General features: G+C 46.2%; 11 protein-coding genes, 5 tRNA genes, 3 rRNA genes and 1 riboswitch. Of the genes, 4 read left to right on the top strand and 15 right to left on the bottom strand.

Features of this window, described 5'->3' with window-relative positions:
• Positions 1–115 precede the first annotated feature (115 nt).
• Positions 116–214: riboswitch (TPP riboswitch) on the bottom strand.
• Between the two features lie 62 nt (positions 215–276).
• From crcB to OCV20_RS00095, 13 genes are all read right to left on the bottom strand, one after another.
• On the bottom strand, positions 277–660 hold the full coding sequence (gene crcB, locus OCV20_RS00155) for a fluoride efflux transporter CrcB (RefSeq protein WP_004736665.1): 384 nt from the start codon (positions 658–660) through the stop codon (positions 277–279).
• A 100-nt stretch (positions 661–760) separates the two neighbouring features.
• Positions 761–2,143 (bottom strand): multicopper oxidase family protein, encoded by a 1,383-nt coding sequence (locus OCV20_RS00150; protein WP_086773557.1) that lies wholly within the window; start codon positions 2,141–2,143, stop codon positions 761–763.
• Positions 2,144–2,489: 346 nt separating this feature from the next.
• Positions 2,490–2,566, bottom strand: a tRNA-Trp gene (locus tag OCV20_RS00145).
• A gap of 59 nt (positions 2,567–2,625) precedes the next feature.
• Positions 2,626–2,702 (bottom strand) — tRNA-Asp (locus tag OCV20_RS00140).
• A gap of 43 nt (positions 2,703–2,745) precedes the next feature.
• Positions 2,746–2,861: ribosomal RNA gene (gene rrf / locus OCV20_RS00135) — 5S ribosomal RNA — on the bottom strand.
• 100 nt (positions 2,862–2,961) lie between these two features.
• Positions 2,962–5,855, bottom strand: a 23S ribosomal RNA gene (locus OCV20_RS00130).
• 355 nt (positions 5,856–6,210) lie between these two features.
• Positions 6,211–6,286, bottom strand: a tRNA-Val gene (locus OCV20_RS00125).
• A gap of 33 nt (positions 6,287–6,319) precedes the next feature.
• Positions 6,320–6,395 (bottom strand) — tRNA-Lys (locus OCV20_RS00120).
• A 2-nt stretch (positions 6,396–6,397) separates the two neighbouring features.
• Positions 6,398–6,473, bottom strand: a tRNA-Glu gene (locus tag OCV20_RS00115).
• 120 nt (positions 6,474–6,593) lie between these two features.
• A 16S ribosomal RNA gene (locus tag OCV20_RS00110) occupies positions 6,594–8,148 on the bottom strand.
• Together the 16S, 23S and 5S rRNA genes with 5 tRNA genes alongside form the textbook arrangement of a ribosomal RNA operon.
• Positions 8,149–8,678: 530 nt before the next feature.
• Positions 8,679–9,206 (bottom strand): menaquinone-dependent protoporphyrinogen IX dehydrogenase, encoded by a 528-nt coding sequence (gene hemG / locus OCV20_RS00105; RefSeq protein ID WP_048611256.1) that lies wholly within the window; start codon positions 9,204–9,206, stop codon positions 8,679–8,681.
• Between the two features lie 10 nt (positions 9,207–9,216).
• A complete protein-coding gene (locus tag OCV20_RS00100) occupies positions 9,217–10,674 on the bottom strand; it encodes a TrkH family potassium uptake protein (RefSeq protein WP_017077285.1) in 1,458 nt (485 codons plus the stop codon).
• Between the two features lie 34 nt (positions 10,675–10,708).
• Positions 10,709–11,332, bottom strand: coding sequence for a YigZ family protein (locus OCV20_RS00095; protein WP_086775428.1), 624 nt, complete (start codon positions 11,330–11,332; stop codon positions 10,709–10,711).
• A 227-nt stretch (positions 11,333–11,559) separates the two neighbouring features.
• Between OCV20_RS00095 and fadB the strand changes: the two genes are divergently transcribed.
• The 3 genes from fadB (at position 11,560) to acuI (ending at position 16,148) form a co-directional block, all read left to right on the top strand.
• Complete coding sequence (gene fadB, locus OCV20_RS00090) at positions 11,560–13,731, top strand: fatty acid oxidation complex subunit alpha FadB (RefSeq protein ID WP_086775429.1); 2,172 nt, start codon at positions 11,560–11,562, stop codon at positions 13,729–13,731.
• A gap of 26 nt (positions 13,732–13,757) precedes the next feature.
• On the top strand, positions 13,758–14,921 hold the full coding sequence (gene fadA, locus OCV20_RS00085) for an acetyl-CoA C-acyltransferase FadA (protein ID WP_017058821.1): 1,164 nt from the start codon (positions 13,758–13,760) through the stop codon (positions 14,919–14,921).
• A gap of 246 nt (positions 14,922–15,167) precedes the next feature.
• Positions 15,168–16,148: an acrylyl-CoA reductase (NADPH) gene (acuI, locus tag OCV20_RS00080; RefSeq protein ID WP_019825590.1), complete on the top strand. Its 981-nt coding sequence runs from the start codon at positions 15,168–15,170 to the stop codon at positions 16,146–16,148.
• A 135-nt stretch (positions 16,149–16,283) separates the two neighbouring features.
• Here the strand turns inward: acuI and OCV20_RS00075 are convergent, their stop codons facing one another.
• On the bottom strand, positions 16,284–17,225 hold the full coding sequence (locus tag OCV20_RS00075) for a LysR family transcriptional regulator (protein ID WP_004736673.1): 942 nt from the start codon (positions 17,223–17,225) through the stop codon (positions 16,284–16,286).
• Positions 17,226–17,381: 156 nt separating this feature from the next.
• Complete coding sequence (locus tag OCV20_RS00070; protein WP_004736674.1) at positions 17,382–17,567, bottom strand: hypothetical protein; 186 nt, start codon at positions 17,565–17,567, stop codon at positions 17,382–17,384.
• Between the two features lie 149 nt (positions 17,568–17,716).
• Between OCV20_RS00070 and tusA the strand changes: the two genes are divergently transcribed.
• The gene (gene tusA / locus OCV20_RS00065) at positions 17,717–17,968 is read left to right on the top strand and encodes a sulfurtransferase TusA (RefSeq protein ID WP_004736675.1); all 252 of its coding nucleotides are present in this window, start codon (positions 17,717–17,719) and stop codon (positions 17,966–17,968) included.
• Positions 17,969–18,032: the final 64 nt, after the last annotated feature.

The raw sequence follows: 18,032 nt of genomic DNA, 5'->3' as shown, positions 1-18,032 counted from the left end.
GCTTTTAGCCATTATTTATAGGGATAAAAATGCTTGACGGATAAGATGCTACAAGAGGGATCACGGTAAGAAATACAGTTGTGATCTGGAGATAGATCTCTAGAAGGATTCTAGTTAGATATCTACTCTTGTTCCCTTCGCAGGTATTAGCCTGATCAGGTTCAACGGATCCCGAGTTAACGGTCTCAGCCATATGGCACTCCGACAAGTACGATCGAGTATATAAAAACGGCTTGGATAAACCAAGCCGAGTTGTTAACAAATCGTAAGAAAGTTTTAAGACTTTATCAGAAGTTGGAAGCCGATCCATGCCGCTGAAATACTGAGCACCACGTTGAGCAGTACATTGAGCCCCATCTTGAAGAACGCACCCTGCTGCATAAGAAGCACGTTATCCATCGAAAACGTAGAAAATGTCGTCAGGGCCCCAAGAAAACCAAGACCGATAATTTGTCTCCACGGCTCCGTCGCAACCATCTCATTTTCAAACGCGGCGATGAGCAATCCCATAATCAAAGAGCCAATCACGTTAACAGTCAGCGTACCGTAAGGGAAACCACGTCCTAACATCACAACGCATAACTCTGAAATCAAGTAACGTGAACAAGCACCAAACGCGCCACCGATGGCGATAAAACCTAGAATAGATAACTGACCCATGAATCCTCCCAAACAATAATCCCTATATTCTAGCTTTAACGCCGATAAAAGCGAGGGTAGAAACTAAGAATGCATGCGCAAATATTAAACGTTACAGGTGTCACTTAACTTCAATATATCCCATCAAACCCGTTTTCATGTGTTCGATAACATGACAGTGATACATCCAGCGGCCAGGGTTGTCGGCAACAAATGCGGCTTTAGCTCGGCCGTTTTTTCCAAGTAACACTGTATCGGTATGGAAAGGCTCTTCAACTTTCTTCCCGTCAAGTTCGAGTACTGTAAAAGTATGTCCATGAATATGGATCGGGTGATGGTATTGAGTGACGTTCTTAAGATCGAATATATAGGTTTTTCCCAGCTCTAACGTCGCCAACGGTTCAGGGATACTATCTTTGCTCATCCCCTCCCATGCTCGTTTATTAGTTAGCCAAAACTTAGGCATAGATTTTCCATCTTTAGATACTGGAGAAACCGCCCCTTCCCATTCAAATAAAAAGTCGATTTCTTCTGCATTAGCCAAATCTAAGTTGGGCACAGGATTAAGGGGCAAAGAAGGTAGAGAGCGATTCTCAACAAAGGTTGAATCTACAACCTCGAACTCACACAAAGAGAAAGGAAAGCGTCCTTTCATTTGAAGGACGCTAACTCGCCCACCGGCTTTGGGTGCTATCAGTCCAATATCCACTCGCATCCCTGGACCAATTTTATGTTCCGTCAGCTTATAAGGTGTTTTGACAGGGTTACCATCAATGGCAATCACCCATGCCTCAGCCCCTTCAACAGCAATAGGGTAAGTGATCGTATTATCGACATTAGCGATACGCAGCCTGGTCGTTGCATGTTGTTTTAACTGATAGACAGGTTCATGTATTCCATTAACGCTACTCCACTCTCCTGGCGTACCCATACGAGCACTGAGTCGTGGGATCATTAGATCTTTCCATTTGTCTTTCTTATCTATATGCCAATGTTTAAGCATCAGTGCGTGCTCTTCATCAAACGGCACTGGAATGCTCTCCTCTACGATAATAAGACCAACCAAACCCATACCAAGCTGCTTAACGCTGTTCATATGTGGGTGATACCAAAACGTACCAGCATCTGGTGGCGTAAATTCATAAATGAATGTTTCACCTGGCATGATCGGTGGCTGACTTAAGAAGGGAACCCCATCCATTTCGATGGGAATTCTTAAACCATGCCAATGAATAGTCGTCGGTTCAGCGAGCTTATTCGTAAAGCGGATCGTAACCTTTTCACCCTGTCGACATCGAATCATCGGAGCAGGGATCTGTCCATTAAAGGCTAAAACATTGGTATTAAATCCCGTCACCAACTCAGCTGTTGAAGGCTCTGCCGTTAGGTCGTAAACATGCTTTCCTTGTTCATCAACCGACCGTTTTATTGAGCAAGCGGGCAGTACAGTGAGTGCAGATATAGCGATAGATGATTGAATAAACTTACGACGGGAGATATCCATATTTGTTGCCTTTTAGTAATAACGACCAAAATGTAACAAAATATTGAGAATAATTCTCATAAAGAAGTGTGGTTTGTGCTGTTGGTTGTTTATAAAAGAGGCTGAGATAAGTAAGCACTTACATTTTTAAGGCCAGGTTTTATTAAAAGTAAGAATTGTCGACTAAAAATCGAACAAATCTAAAGCAAAAAACAGAACTTCTGCTGAGGCGTAGATATGACAGGCTGGAGGTTTCAACTCCAACGCGCGCTGTTTTGGTAAGTCGGGGGATCAGCTGCTCTGTTAATGGCGTATATTGGATTCAGAAAGCAAAAAGGCTCTAGCATTTCTGCTAGAGCCTTAAATATGGCAGGGGTGGAGAGATTCGAACTCCCAACACGCGGATTTGGAATCCGCTGCTCTGCCAATTGGAGCTACACCCCTAAAACTTTCATTACTTCAGATTCGAAAAAACCTCGCACTAGGCGAGGTTATCGAATAAGTGGCGGAGTGGACGGGACTCGAACCCGCGACCCCCGGCGTGACAGGCCGGTATTCTAACCAACTGAACTACCACTCCGCAGTGGAATACTTGTCGTCGCTGACAAGTGTTCAAATTTAAAGCCTGGCGATGTCCTACTCTCACATGGGGAAGCCCCACACTACCATCGGCGCTATTGTGTTTCACTTCTGAGTTCGGCATGGAATCAGGTGGGTCCACAATGCTATGGTCGCCAAGCAAATTTTAAAATTCGGAAAACTGATTTAAAAGTCTATCTCTTCAAACTCATTCAAGCGTTTGGTATTTCTTTGAGTCCACAAAACCCCTTGGGTGTTGTATGGTTAAGCCTCACGGGCAATTAGTACAGGTTAGCTCAATGCCTCGCAGCACTTACACACCCTGCCTATCAACGTCGTAGTCTACGACAACCCTTTAGGACGCTTATAGCGCCAGGGAAAACTCATCTCAAGGCTCGCTTCCCGCTTAGATGCTTTCAGCGGTTATCGATTCCGAACTTAGCTACCGGGCAATGCCATTGGCATGACAACCCGAACACCAGAGGTTCGTCCACTCCGGTCCTCTCGTACTAGGAGCAGCCCCTTTCAATTTTCCAACGCCCACGGCAGATAGGGACCGAACTGTCTCACGACGTTCTAAACCCAGCTCGCGTACCACTTTAAATGGCGAACAGCCATACCCTTGGGACCGACTTCAGCCCCAGGATGTGATGAGCCGACATCGAGGTGCCAAACACCGCCGTCGATATGAACTCTTGGGCGGTATCAGCCTGTTATCCCCGGAGTACCTTTTATCCGTTGAGCGATGGCCCTTCCATTCAGAACCACCGGATCACTATGACCTGCTTTCGCACCTGCTCGAATTGTCATTCTCGCAGTCAAGCGGGCTTATGCCATTGCACTAACCACACGATGTCCAACCGTGTTTAGCCCACCTTCGTGCTCCTCCGTTACTCTTTGGGAGGAGACCGCCCCAGTCAAACTACCCACCAGGCACTGTCCGTAATCCCGATTCAGGGACCAACGTTAGAACATCAAAACTACAAGGGTGGTATTTCAAGGACGACTCCACCACATCTAGCGACGCGGTTTCATAGTCTCCCACCTATCCTACACATGTAGGTTCAATGTTCAGTGCCAAGCTGTAGTAAAGGTTCACGGGGTCTTTCCGTCTAGCCGCGGGTACACTGCATCTTCACAGCGATTTCAATTTCACTGAGTCTCGGGTGGAGACAGCGTGGCCATCATTACGCCATTCGTGCAGGTCGGAACTTACCCGACAAGGAATTTCGCTACCTTAGGACCGTTATAGTTACGGCCGCCGTTTACCGGGGCTTCGATCAAGAGCTTCGACCGAAGTCTAACCCCATCAATTAACCTTCCGGCACCGGGCAGGCGTCACACCGTATACGTCATCTTACGATTTTGCACAGTGCTGTGTTTTTAATAAACAGTTGCAGCCACCTGGTATCTGCGACTCTCGTCTGCTCCATCCGCAAGGGACTTCACTGATAAGAGCGTACCTTCTCCCGAAGTTACGGTACCATTTTGCCTAGTTCCTTCACCCGAGTTCTCTCAAGCGCCTTGGTATTCTCTACCCGACCACCTGTGTCGGTTTGGGGTACGATTCCTTACAATCTGAAGCTTAGAGGCTTTTCCTGGAAGCATGGCATCAATGACTTCACTACCGTAGTAGCTCGACATCGTATCTCAGCGTTAGTAGCGGTCCGGATTTACCTAAACCACCCGCCTACGTACTTGAACCTGGACAACCGTCGCCAGGCCCACCTAGCCTTCTCCGTCCCCCCATCGCAATTGTAAGAAGTACGGGAATATTAACCCGTTTCCCATCGACTACGCCTTTCGGCCTCGCCTTAGGAGTCGACTTACCCTGCCCCGATTAACGTTGGACAGGAACCCTTGGTCTTCCGGCGAGGGAGTTTTTCACTCCCTTTATCGTTACTCATGTCAGCATTCGCACTTCTGATACCTCCAGCAGCCCTTACAGACCACCTTCAACGGCTTACAGAACGCTCCCCTACCCCACATACCCTAAGGTACGTAGCCGCAGCTTCGGTGTATAGCTTAGCCCCGTTACATCTTCCGCGCAGGCCGACTCGACCAGTGAGCTATTACGCTTTCTTTAAATGATGGCTGCTTCTAAGCCAACATCCTGGCTGTCTGAGCCTTCCCACATCGTTTCCCACTTAGCTATACTTTGGGACCTTAGCTGGCGGTCTGGGTTGTTTCCCTCTCCACGACGGACGTTAGCACCCGCCGTGTGTCTCCCGGATAGTACTTACTGGTATTCGGAGTTTGCAAAGGGTTGGTAAGTCGGGATGACCCCCTAGCCTTAACAGTGCTCTACCCCCAGTAGTATTCGTCCGAGGCGCTACCTAAATAGCTTTCGGGGAGAACCAGCTATCTCCAGGTTTGATTGGCCTTTCACCCCTAGCCACAAGTCATCCGCTAATTTTTCAACATTAGTCGGTTCGGTCCTCCAGTTGATGTTACTCAACCTTCAACCTGCCCATGGCTAGATCACCTGGTTTCGGGTCTAATCCTAGCAACTGTACGCCCAGTTAAGACTCGGTTTCCCTACGGCTCCCCTAAACGGTTAACCTTGCTACTAAAATTAAGTCGCTGACCCATTATACAAAAGGTACGCAGTCACACCACGAAGGTGCTCCTACTGCTTGTACGTACACGGTTTCAGGTTCTATTTCACTCCCCTCACAGGGGTTCTTTTCGCCTTTCCCTCACGGTACTGGTTCACTATCGGTCAGTCAGTAGTATTTAGCCTTGGAGGATGGTCCCCCCATATTCAGACAGGATATCACGTGTCCCGCCCTACTCGTTTTCACTGATTATGATGTGTCGGTTACGGGGCTATCACCCTTTATTGCGAGACTTTCCAGACTCTTCACCTGCATCGTTAAAAGCTTAAGGGCTAATCCAATTTCGCTCGCCGCTACTTTCGGAATCTCGGTTGATTTCTCTTCCTCGGGGTACTTAGATGTTTCAGTTCCCCCGGTTTGCCTCCTGCTGCTATGTATTCACAACAGGATACTTACTTATGTAAGTGGGTTTCCCCATTCAGGAATCCCAGACTCAAAAGGTTATTACTACCTAATCTGGGCTTATCGCAAGTTATTACGCCTTTCATCGCCTCTGACTGCCAAGGCATCCACCGTGTACGCTTAGTCACTTAACCATACAACCCGAAAGGGTCTTAGTGTATGGCAACTAACCAAGGTTTTTGGTTGTCATTAAGAAGGGTTAATTCTCAATGACTGTTTGCCGGACTCAATTGTGATTCAAACAAGTTTGAATCGAATACAAGACACTTGAATGTGTTTGTTGTGTTTATCTAATGAAAGATAAACATTGAGAACTTTTAAATTTGATTGAATTACTCGTAAGTAAATCAATCAGTCAGCTTTCCAAATTGTTAAAGAGCAATGAGACTTCTTGTGAAGTTCATTTTCTAAAGACTCTCACAGTCGAAAAATCCAACCAGCGACATAAGAAGTGGTTTGGAGATTTAACTTCCAAGAATATTTAGAGAATGGTGGGCGATACCGGGCTCGAACCAGTGACCCCCTGCTTGTAAGGCAGGTGCTCTCCCAACTGAGCTAATCGCCCACTAAAAGTTTTAATTCCTTCGTGGAGAAAGAATGGTGGGTCGTGCAGGATTCGAACCTGCGACCAATTGATTAAAAGTCAACTGCTCTACCAACTGAGCTAACGACCCAATGGTATCCCGTAGGGGAGTCGAACCCCTGTTACCGCCGTGAAAGGGCGGTGTCCTAGGCCTCTAGACGAACGGGACACTGCAATTTATCTCTACTTTAAAGCAGAAACAAACTTCGAAGAACTTGGGAGTTCTTCATCTCTTTGCTTTTCTAAACCTAATCAATCTGTGTGGGTACTCATCAAAGATATCTTCGTATAAGGAGGTGATCCAGCCCCAGGTTCCCCTAGGGCTACCTTGTTACGACTTCACCCCAGTCATGAACCACAAAGTGGTGAGCGTCCTCCTCGAAAGGTTAAACTACCCACTTCTTTTGCAGCCCACTCCCATGGTGTGACGGGCGGTGTGTACAAGGCCCGGGAACGTATTCACCGTGACATTCTGATTCACGATTACTAGCGATTCCGACTTCATGGAGTCGAGTTGCAGACTCCAATCCGGACTACGACGCACTTTTTGGGATTCGCTCACTATCGCTAGCTTGCTGCCCTCTGTATGCGCCATTGTAGCACGTGTGTAGCCCTACTCGTAAGGGCCATGATGACTTGACGTCGTCCCCACCTTCCTCCGGTTTATCACCGGCAGTCTCCCTGGAGTTCCCGACATTACTCGCTGGCAAACAAGGATAAGGGTTGCGCTCGTTGCGGGACTTAACCCAACATTTCACAACACGAGCTGACGACAGCCATGCAGCACCTGTCTCAGAGCTCCCGAAGGCACACCTGTGTCTCCACTGGCTTCTCTGGATGTCAAGAGTAGGTAAGGTTCTTCGCGTTGCATCGAATTAAACCACATGCTCCACCGCTTGTGCGGGCCCCCGTCAATTCATTTGAGTTTTAATCTTGCGACCGTACTCCCCAGGCGGTCTACTTAACGCGTTAGCTCCGAAAGCCACGGCTCAAGGCCACAACCTCCAAGTAGACATCGTTTACGGCGTGGACTACCAGGGTATCTAATCCTGTTTGCTCCCCACGCTTTCGCATCTGAGTGTCAGTATCTGTCCAGGGGGCCGCCTTCGCCACTGGTATTCCTTCAGATCTCTACGCATTTCACCGCTACACCTGAAATTCTACCCCCCTCTACAGTACTCTAGTTCACCAGTTTCAAATGCAGTTCCGAGGTTGAGCCCCGGGCTTTCACATCTGACTTAATGAACCACCTGCATGCGCTTTACGCCCAGTAATTCCGATTAACGCTCGCACCCTCCGTATTACCGCGGCTGCTGGCACGGAGTTAGCCGGTGCTTCTTCTGTTGCTAACGTCAAGAGATAGCGCTATTAACGCTACCCCCTTCCTCACAACTGAAAGTACTTTACAACCCGAAGGCCTTCTTCATACACGCGGCATGGCTGCATCAGGCTTTCGCCCATTGTGCAATATTCCCCACTGCTGCCTCCCGTAGGAGTCTGGACCGTGTCTCAGTTCCAGTGTGGCTGATCATCCTCTCAGACCAGCTAGGGATCGTCGCCTTGGTGAGCCATTACCTCACCAACTAGCTAATCCCACCTAGGCATATCTTGACGCGAGAGGCCCGAAGGTCCCCCTCTTTGGCCCGTAGGCATTATGCGGTATTAGCCATCGTTTCCAATGGTTATCCCCCACATCAAGGCAATTTCCTAGGCATTACTCACCCGTCCGCCGCTCGACGCCCATTAACGCACCCGAAGGATTGTTAGTGTCGTTTCCGCTCGACTTGCATGTGTTAGGCCTGCCGCCAGCGTTCAATCTGAGCCATGATCAAACTCTTCAATTTAAGATTTTGTGACTCAACGAATACTGACTTCAAAACTAATATTTACCGAAGTAAACATGTAATTCTAAAGCTATTACCATTCCAACAGAATGATAATGAATTGACTGTGCCGATTAACTACAAGTAGTTAAACGTATTGGTCACTCAGTTCATTGAAATCAATTTTGATTCCGAAGAATCTGTTTTATCTAACGATAAAACGTTTTGATATTCATCAACGAGTGCCCACACAGATTGATAGGTTTAAATTGTTAAAGAGCTTTTCCTTTTTGAGCTTCGCTCAAATCGGACGGCCATTTTAGCGATTTAAGTTTTAGTGTCAACCACTATTTTCAAAACTTTTTTCAAGCGCTTAGCTTGGCTAATTTGACCTGCTGATTCGTTTTGGTTTCTGTTGAAGCCATCCCGTGTCAGCGAGGTGGCATTATAGAGATTTCGATCACACTGGCAAGCCCTTTTTGAAGTTTTTCTCGTTTTTTTATTCGTTCGATTAAAAAGAACTCAAAACGCCTCAAAAGTAGGCTTTTCTCTTACATCTCTTGTAGTTTCTTAGAGAATAAAGAGACTTTTTCCCAATTTGTGTACTCGACTTCCTTGGTTGTATCCGTTTCCCCACCTGTCATATTCATAATGAAGCGAATCATGGTTTTATCGAACCAGTTATAACGTGGGTAATAGAGAGCCCCCGCGAATACACCGATCAAAGTTGGCTGCCACGGTGACTTAAGAAGAAACTTCTTAATATAAGCGCTACCTTCAGGGGTATCTTTACCTTGGTCTTCTTTACGAGCCGTTAAGTTAACGCAGAAGAAAGCGACCTTGTTTGATTGCAACTGAGCAAGGTTGGCATCAATGAACTGATATAGCTTCTTATTAAGGTGGCCATAACGAATAGATGCACCAATCAAAACTCTGTCGTATTGAGCAAAGTCGACACTAGTAATAGTGTGCAGATCTTGAAGCTCACATTCGAACTCATTCATTTCTTCTTTTATATAGTTCAAGATTTTCTTGGTTTGCCCTTCACGGCTTGAATACAAAAATAGAGCTTTTGCCACAATGTTGTCCTTAGCTACGCCAAAACGTAGGGGTCAATAAAATTAATAAGGTGAATATCTCTAAACGACCAAACAGCATAGATACGATCAACACCCACTTAGCCTTGTCATTCACATCGCCGAAATGCATTGCCACTTCACCCAAGCCCGGGCCAAGGTTATTCAATGTTGCCGCTACGGCAGAGAAAGCACTCAGCTCATCCATACCAGTTGCAATAAGAGCCAACATACAAACCACAAAAACCAAGGCATATGCAGAGAAGAAGCCCCAAACCGCATCCACGACACGTTGTGGTAACGCAGAACCACCAACCTTGATGGTATAGACAGCACGCGGGTGAACAAGACGCTTCATTTCACGAGCACCTTGCAGAGTAAGCAGTAAGATTCGAATGACTTTCATACCACCGCCCGTTGAACCTGCACAGCCCCCTATAAAAGAAGAGAATAGAAGCAGAACAGGTAAGAACAATGGCCACTCGGAGAAACCGGTGGTGGTGAAGCCTGCTGTCGTAGATATAGATACTGTTTGGAACAAGGCTTGATCAAAGGCATCGTAATACGAGTCATAAGAGTGGTGATTAAGCAGTAATAAGAAACAAACCAAGAACAAGACCGCCTGAATAAAGATAAAGGCGCGGAATTCAGGATCTTTCCAGTAATACTTAGGATGCACACCACCAGAAGCAAACGCAGCAAAGTGAAGCGAATAGTTACATGCGGATATAAGAAGGAACACGACTGTAATCATGTTGATCGCAGGGCTATTGAAATACCCCATGCTCGCATCGTGAGTCGAGAAGCCACCAATCGCAATAGTAGAGAAGCTATGACTGATAGCATCAAAGAAGCTCATCCCAGCAAGCCAAAACGCCACTGCACAAGCAATGGTTAAGCTCAGGTAGATGTACCAAAGCGCTTTTGCCGTTTCAGCAATACGCGGAGTCATCTTGCTATCTTTTACTGGACCCGGGATTTCAGCACGATATAGCTGCATACCACCGATACCCAGAACAGGGAGGATGGCTACCGCCAATACGATGATACCCATACCACCGAACCATTGTAGGAACTGACGATAAAACAGAATCGCTTTAGGCAGATCATCAAGGCCAACAATTACAGTCGCACCTGTCGTAGTTAATGCAGAGAAGGATTCGAAGAAAGCATCGGTTACCGACACATTGGGGTTATCGGCGATCAAAAACGGCAACGCACCAGCACTACCGATTACCGTCCAAAACAGAACTACAATCAAAAAGCCATCACGCGCTTTCAATTCATGCTTATAACGTCGGTTTGGAAACCAGCAAGTTGCTCCACAGAATAAGAGGACGAAGAAGGTCGTCACAAATGGCACACCCGCACCATCTCGATAGATCAGTGCGACGAGCGCAGGAGCAAGCATTGATACACTAAAAAGTGCTAATAATAATCCGACGATTCGAATAATTGAGCGAAATTGCATGAGCTATTGAACGAAGCGAAATGCTTCACACTTCCTAGTTGTCTTTGACTTTCGTTACCAGTGCCTTAGCACCGCTTTTATTGATCATGGTTTGGGTAAACGAATCTACCTGAAGGAGCTCTATTTCAATAATAAGCTCAACTTGAACACCATAATCCGCTTGGACCTCAACAGCCTGATGCTGAGCCATGATGGATTGTGCGATCGGCACAAAGCCATAGTCTAACTCTAGCCGTAATTTTGTGGTTATTTTTTTCTCGATAGTTTGAAGCAGCTTGAGAGCTTGTTGTACGCCACCACCATAAGCCTTAACCAAACCACCGGTACCAAGCTTGATTCCGCCAGAATAACGAGTGACTACAGCCGTTAACTCGCCAACACCAGAACCAGACAGTTGCGCCAAAATCGACTTACCCGCTGTACCTGAGGGTTCACCATCATCACTGAAGCCCCAAAGCATTGAGTCTTCAGGTCGCCCAGCCACAAAACCCCAACAGTTATGTCGTGCTGAAGAATGCTCTTTTTTCACCTGTTCTACGAACTGTTTTGCAGCTTCTACACTTGGAGTATGTGCAAGATGCGTAATAAAGACGCTCTTTTTTATCTCTTCTTCAAACAGAGCCGACGCAGACGGTATTAAATAAGGCTGTTCATTCATATCGTTAACTTAGTTAATAAGAGCGACGAAGTGTATCACGCGTGAATAATAAGGGTTAGAGGATCTGTGCTATCGCACAATGTTAAACAATTGTTTAAAAAATGTATTGAAATTAATCAAGCAGAGGTACAGACTAAGATAACTGGTCTTACCAGGTATTCTACAATAATAGAAAGATAACAAGATTCTCTCAAACAATCGTGGATTGTATGTCATGGAGATAGACAATGATTTACCAAGCTAACACCCTACAGGTAAAGGAATTACAAGATGGTATTGCGGAATTAAGCTTCTGTGCACCAGCCTCTGTAAACAAACTCGACCTTGCTACTTTAGAATCACTAGATAAAGCGTTAGATGCTCTTAATGCTCACGCAGGATTACGTGGTTTAATCTTAACTTCAAACAAAGACGCGTTCATTGTAGGCGCAGACATCACTGAATTTCTTGGCCTATTTGCTAAGCCAGAAGCAGAACTTGATGAATGGTTAAGATTCGCTAATTCAATCTTCAGCAAGCTCGAAGACCTTCCTGTCCCAACTCTTTCAATGATGCGTGGCCATGCCCTTGGCGGCGGCTGTGAATGTGTACTCGCTACTGATTTCCGTATCGGTGACAAGACCACCAGCATTGGCCTACCTGAAACCAAACTTGGCATCATGCCTGGTTTTGGTGGTTGTGTGCGCCTACCTCGTGTTATCGGTGCTGACAGCGCAATGGAAATTATCACGCAAGGCAAAGCATGCCGTGCAGATGAAGCGCTTAAAGTTGGCTTGTTAGATGCGATTGTTGAAACAGACCAGTTACTAGAATCGGCAATCAACACCGTTTCACTGGCTGCTAATGAAAAATTAGACTGGCAATTACGCCGTAAACAAAAAACATCAGCGCTTTCACTAAGCAAACTCGAAGCGATGATGAGCTTTACCATGGCTAAAGGCTTAGTGGCTCAAAAAGCAGGGCCTCACTACCCAGCTCCGATTACTTCTGTGATTGCGATTGAAGAAGCAGCACGTAGCGATCGCGATGCAGCACTCGACATCGAACGTAAACACTTCGTTAAGCTAGCAAAATCTGAAGAAGCGAAAGCACTGGTTGGCCTGTTCTTAAATGACCAATACATTAAAGGCTTAGCAAAACAGGCTGGTAAATCTGCGAATAAAGCGACTGAACGCGCAGCAGTACTTGGTGCTGGCATCATGGGCGGCGGTATTGCTTACCAGTCTGCATTGAAAGGCGTGCCAGTGATGATGAAAGACATCGCACAGGCATCTCTTGATCTTGGTATGAACGAAGCGTCTAAGCTGTTGAATAAACGCTTATCACGCGGTCGCCTAGATGGATTCAAGATGGCAGGTATTCTGTCTTCTATTACTCCAAGTTTGCATTATGCAGGTGTTGAGCAATCAGATGTGATTGTAGAAGCCGTTGTAGAAAACCCTAAAGTAAAAGCAGCAGTGCTGAGTGAAGTTGAAGGTCTCGTGGGTGAAGACACCGTTCTTACATCAAACACCTCAACGATTCCGATCAACCTGCTAGCAAAATCTCTAAAACGCCCAGAAAACTTCTGTGGCATGCACTTCTTTAACCCAGTACACCGCATGCCTTTGGTTGAGATCATCCGTGGCGAGCATACTTCAGAAGAAACCATTAATCGCGTAGTCGCTTACGCAGCGAAGATGGGCAAATCCCCTATCGTTGTTAACGACTGCCCAGGCTTCTTCGTTAACCGTGTACTTTTCCCTTACTTTGGCGGTTTCAGCATGTTGCTACGTGACGGCGCTGACTTCACCAAGATCGATAAAGTGATGGAGCGTAAGTTCGGTTGGCCGATGGGCCCTGCATACTTGCTAGACGTTGTGGGCCTAGATACAGCACACCACGCACAAGCAGTAATGGCGCAAGGTTTCCCTGAGCGTATGGGTAAACAAGGTCGTGATGCGATTGACGCGCTTTATGTTGCTGAAAAATACGGCCAGAAGAACGGCAGCGGTTTCTACACATACAGCGTAGACAAACGCGGTCGTCCTAAGAAGACCTTCTCTGAAGACATTCTTCCTATCTTGGCTGACGTATGCCAACAGCCACAAGACTTTGATGACCAGACCATTATCCAACGTGTGATGATTCCAATGATCAACGAAGTAGTACTTTGTCTAGAAGAAGGCATCATCGCGACACCGCAAGAAGCGGATATGGCACTGGTTTACGGTTTAGGCTTCCCTCCATTCCGAGGCGGCGTATTCCGCTACTTAGACAGTGTGGGTATTGGTAACTTCGTTGAAATAGCGAAAGGCTACCAAGACTTAGGTGCAATGTACCAAGTTCCTCAACTATTGCTTGATATGGCAGCGAAGGGCGAAAGCTTTTACGACAGCCAACAAGCCAGTTCTCTGTAACCCACATTTGGAAAAGGAATAGCAAAATGAAAAATGTAGTTGTTGTTGATTGCCTTCGTACCCCAATGGGACGTTCCAAAGGTGGAGCTTTCCGTCACACTCGTGCTGAAGATCTGTCGGCACATTTGATGAAAGGCATTTTAGAGCGCAACCCAGAAGTAAACCCTGTCGAAATTGAAGACATTTACTGGGGTTGTGTACAACAAACACTAGAGCAAGGCTTCAACGTTGCACGTAACGCTGCCTTGCTTGCTGGTCTACCGATTGAGATTGGTGCGGTGACGGTCAACCGTTTATGTGGCTCATCTATGCAAGCTCTGCATGATGCAACTCGCTCTATCATGGTGGGTGATGCTGAAATCTGCCTGATTGGTGGTGTGGAACACATGGGACACGTACCAATGAACCATGGTGTTGATTTTCACCCTGGCATGTCAAAACACGTAGCGAAAGCGGCCGGCATGATGGGTCTAACCGCTGAGATGTTAGGTAAAATGCACGGTATTAGCCGTGAAGACCAAGATGCATTCGCAGCACGCTCACATGCTCGCGCTCAAGCAGCAACGGTTGAAGGTCGTTTCAAAAATGAAATCCTACCAACCGAAGCTCACGCTGCAGACGGTTCTCTGTTCACTCTTGATTACGACGAAGTCATTCGCCCAGAGACAACAGTTGAAGGCTTATCTCAGCTGCGTCCTGTATTTGACCCAGCAAACGGCACGGTAACAGCAGGTACTTCATCAGCTCTGTCTGACGGTGCTTCTGCGATGCTTATCATGAGCGAAGAGAAAGCTAACGCACTTGGCCTTAAGATTCGCGCTCGCGTTAAGTCGATGGCTATCGCTGGCTGCGATCCTTCAATCATGGGTTACGGTCCAGTACCAGCAACTCAAAAAGCACTTAAACGTGCAGGCCTAACCATTGAAGACATGGGTGTGATTGAGCTAAACGAAGCGTTTGCTGCTCAATCTCTTCCATGTGCGAAAGACCTAGGTCTACTGGATGTGGTTGACGAGAAAGTAAACCTTAACGGCGGTGCGATTGCTCTTGGTCACCCACTAGGCTGTTCTGGTTCTCGTATCTCGACAACGCTAATCAACCTGATGGAAGCACAAGACGTGAAATACGGCTTGGCGACTATGTGTATTGGTTTAGGCCAAGGTATTGCAACGGTATTTGAACGCCCATAGCGTTTACTGACTGTAATAAATACTTGAAGGGTAATCTTTTGTGCAGCTATATTTATATAGCTGCACTTTTTATTACTTGGCATCCAACAATGAATCGGTTGCGTTCAGCGAACTCAACGAGAGAAAAACCAACCCTGACATCTATGCACAAAACGCATATATTCAATGTTGATGTTTCATTATTTTTTCTCGGATGATTCAACTAAAGTTACTTCAGTTTCCTAATATTCCTCCACGGAGCAGATCATGTTTAAAGCACTTGTACTAAACCAAGAAGACAAAAAAACTATCGCGTCAGTTTCTCAAATTGAAGAGTCTCAATTACCAGAAGGTAACGTGAAGATTGATGTTAGCTACTCTTCTTTGAACTACAAAGATGGTTTGGCGATTACAGGCAAAGGGCGCATTGTTCGTAACTTCCCTATGGTTCCTGGTATCGACCTTTCAGGTGTGGTTTCACAATCTGATGACCCACGCTACAAAGCAGGCGACGAAGTTGTTCTAACGGGTTGGGGTGTTGGTGAAGGTCACTGGGGCGGCATGGCTGAAAAAGCGAGCCTAAACGGTGATTGGTTAGTGCCAATGCCAGCAGGTCTAGACGCTAAGAAAGTCATGGCGATCGGTACAGCAGGCTTCACAGCAATGCTTTGTGTGCAAGCTATCGTAGATGCAGGCATCAAACCAGAAGACGGTGAAATCCTAGTAACAGGTGCAAGTGGCGGCGTAGGTAGCGTATCTATCACTCTACTAAACCAACTGGGCTACAAAGTGGCAGCAGTGACTGGCCGTGCTTCTGTAAACGGTGAACTACTTAAATCACTAGGCGCGACACGTATTGTAGAGCGTGCTGAACTAGAAGAACCAGCAAAACCACTAGAGAAACAACTGTGGGCTGGCGCTATCGATACGGTAGGCAGCAAAGTGCTTGCTAAAGTATTGGCGCAAATTGATTACAACGGTGCAGTTGCGATGTGTGGTCTAGCAGGCGGTTTTGACTTACCAACTACGGTAATGCCATTCATTCTGCGTAATGTTCGCCTACAAGGTGTGGATTCTGTAATGTGCCCTCGTGAAAAACGCATTAAAGCGTGGGAACAACTGGCTGAGCTACTACCAGAATCTTTCTACGCTCAAGCAACCAAAGAAGTGTCTTTAGACGGTGCAATTCAAGCCGCAGAAGACATCACTAACGGTCAAATCACTGGTCGCGTAGTCATTAAACTATAGATCCTCAAACATAAAGTTATCAAACCTTAAGCAACAGCTTTAGGCTTGGATAACCCAAAACGCAAAAGGGCTGATTTTTATCAGCCCTTTTGCGTTTTTGTCATTCGGGTCAAGTGAACCCAGACTCAGCCCCGGTTAACCCAAACCTACATCCGCAATTCGTTTTTGAATGAGCTCACCACACTCTTCTTTTACCACTCTTCTTAACCACTGTTGTGAAGCAGAAGAATCACAGCGTGAGTGCCAGATCAGTGAGTAATCAAACGGCATAAATTCAAATGGTAATGGCTTAACAACCAAGTCATAACGCTCTGCCACCAAATAAGCCAAATCAGCAGGTACAGTAATCACTAATGGCATTCTATCGACAATCGCCAATGCGGCTTCAAGGTGATAAGCACGCAACACCATTTTACGAGGCTGTTGATTGGCTAACGCGTTGTCTAATAAAGCCTTAACACCATCACTAATAGCAATCATCGCATGTGGGAGCGAAACATAGTCTTCAAGGCTTAAAGGTTGATCCGCCAACGGGTGATTTTTAGATAATAGACACGACACACCAACCGGCCCCAAGACTTCTTGATGAAGTGGTGCAATACTGCCACTCGGTCTACAAATCGCCATATCAACGCGTTCTGTGCTGAGCTGTTTAAACAAATGCTCATGCTGCAACGGAGCAAACTCCAAAGAGATATTGGGTGCTTGTTCATAAATCTTCGGCAACGCATAAGGCAAGATGGTTTGCATCGCATAGTCGGTGGTTGCGATCAGGAAACGTTCGCTGCAATAGTAAGGATCAAAGTCACTCGGACTCAGCAATTGGCGAAAAGACTCCAATGGCTGATCAATACGTTGACTGATCTCGAGTGCTTTCTTGGTAGGAATAAGGTGCTGACCTTGGCGTGTAAACAGCGGATCGTTTAGTAATTCTCTTAAACGCCCTAGTACTCGGCTGGTCGCCGATTGGCTTAAGTTAAGACGAAGCGCAGCCTGGCTTACGCTACCCTCTTCAATCAATACCTTTAAAGCGACCAATAAATTAAGGTCTCTACGATAGATGTCTTCTAATTCCACGCCACTTACCTAGCTGTATACGATTGTCATTAGTCACTAAGTTGTTTATAGCATGCTTTAGATAAAAAAAATCCCGCAATTACGCGGGGAAGCCCAAGAAAATTTGGGGATAGTGTCGGAATGTTGTCGTATCGGAATTAGCTTGTTGTATTCGGGTTAGTGCTCTTGCTCTTCGGCTATGCCTTGCCAACGGCGCATCTCTACCCAAATACCAATAATCGTTGCTACTATGCCAAAAATAGGCATCAGTGAGGTCTCTGTCGATGAACGTAGTACCAACGCACAAAAAGAAATAAAACAGAGAACCGAATAAATTGTTAATCTATCTAATCCTGTCAACATCGCCACTCCTTAGCTAGTTGCCTTTGCTTCAAGTTGTTATCAACTTGTTAACTAAGTTATAGGAAATGATTCTGTTTGCCAAGCACTTATTGCATATTTTTTCTGCAGACGTATTATTCACTCGTTAGATAGATATAGAGATACAAACCATGACATTCAAACCTGAACTGGCAACCCATACTTTAGAAGCTGAAGGCCTGCGTTGCCCGGAACCAGTAATGATGGTCAGGAAGACAATTAGAAACATGCAGGATGGCGATGTGTTACTGGTAAAAGCTGACGATCCTTCGACAACTCGAGATATTCCGAGCTTTTGTCGATTCATGGATCACCAGTTGGTAGGCCAAGCAACAGAAACGTTGCCTTACCAGTATTTGATCAGAAAGGGATTGGAGGCGTAACGCCCCACCGACTATCAAGTATCAAAAAAGCCGCTCGTACCTTATGTTCTTAAACAGAACTCAG

Origin of the sequence: Vibrio coralliirubri (assembly GCF_024347375.1) — a bacterium.
Lineage (GTDB): Bacteria > Pseudomonadota > Gammaproteobacteria > Enterobacterales > Vibrionaceae > Vibrio > Vibrio coralliirubri.
The sequence above is the reverse complement of the archived record's forward strand: the minus strand, read 5'-3'. Positions and strand labels throughout refer to the sequence as shown.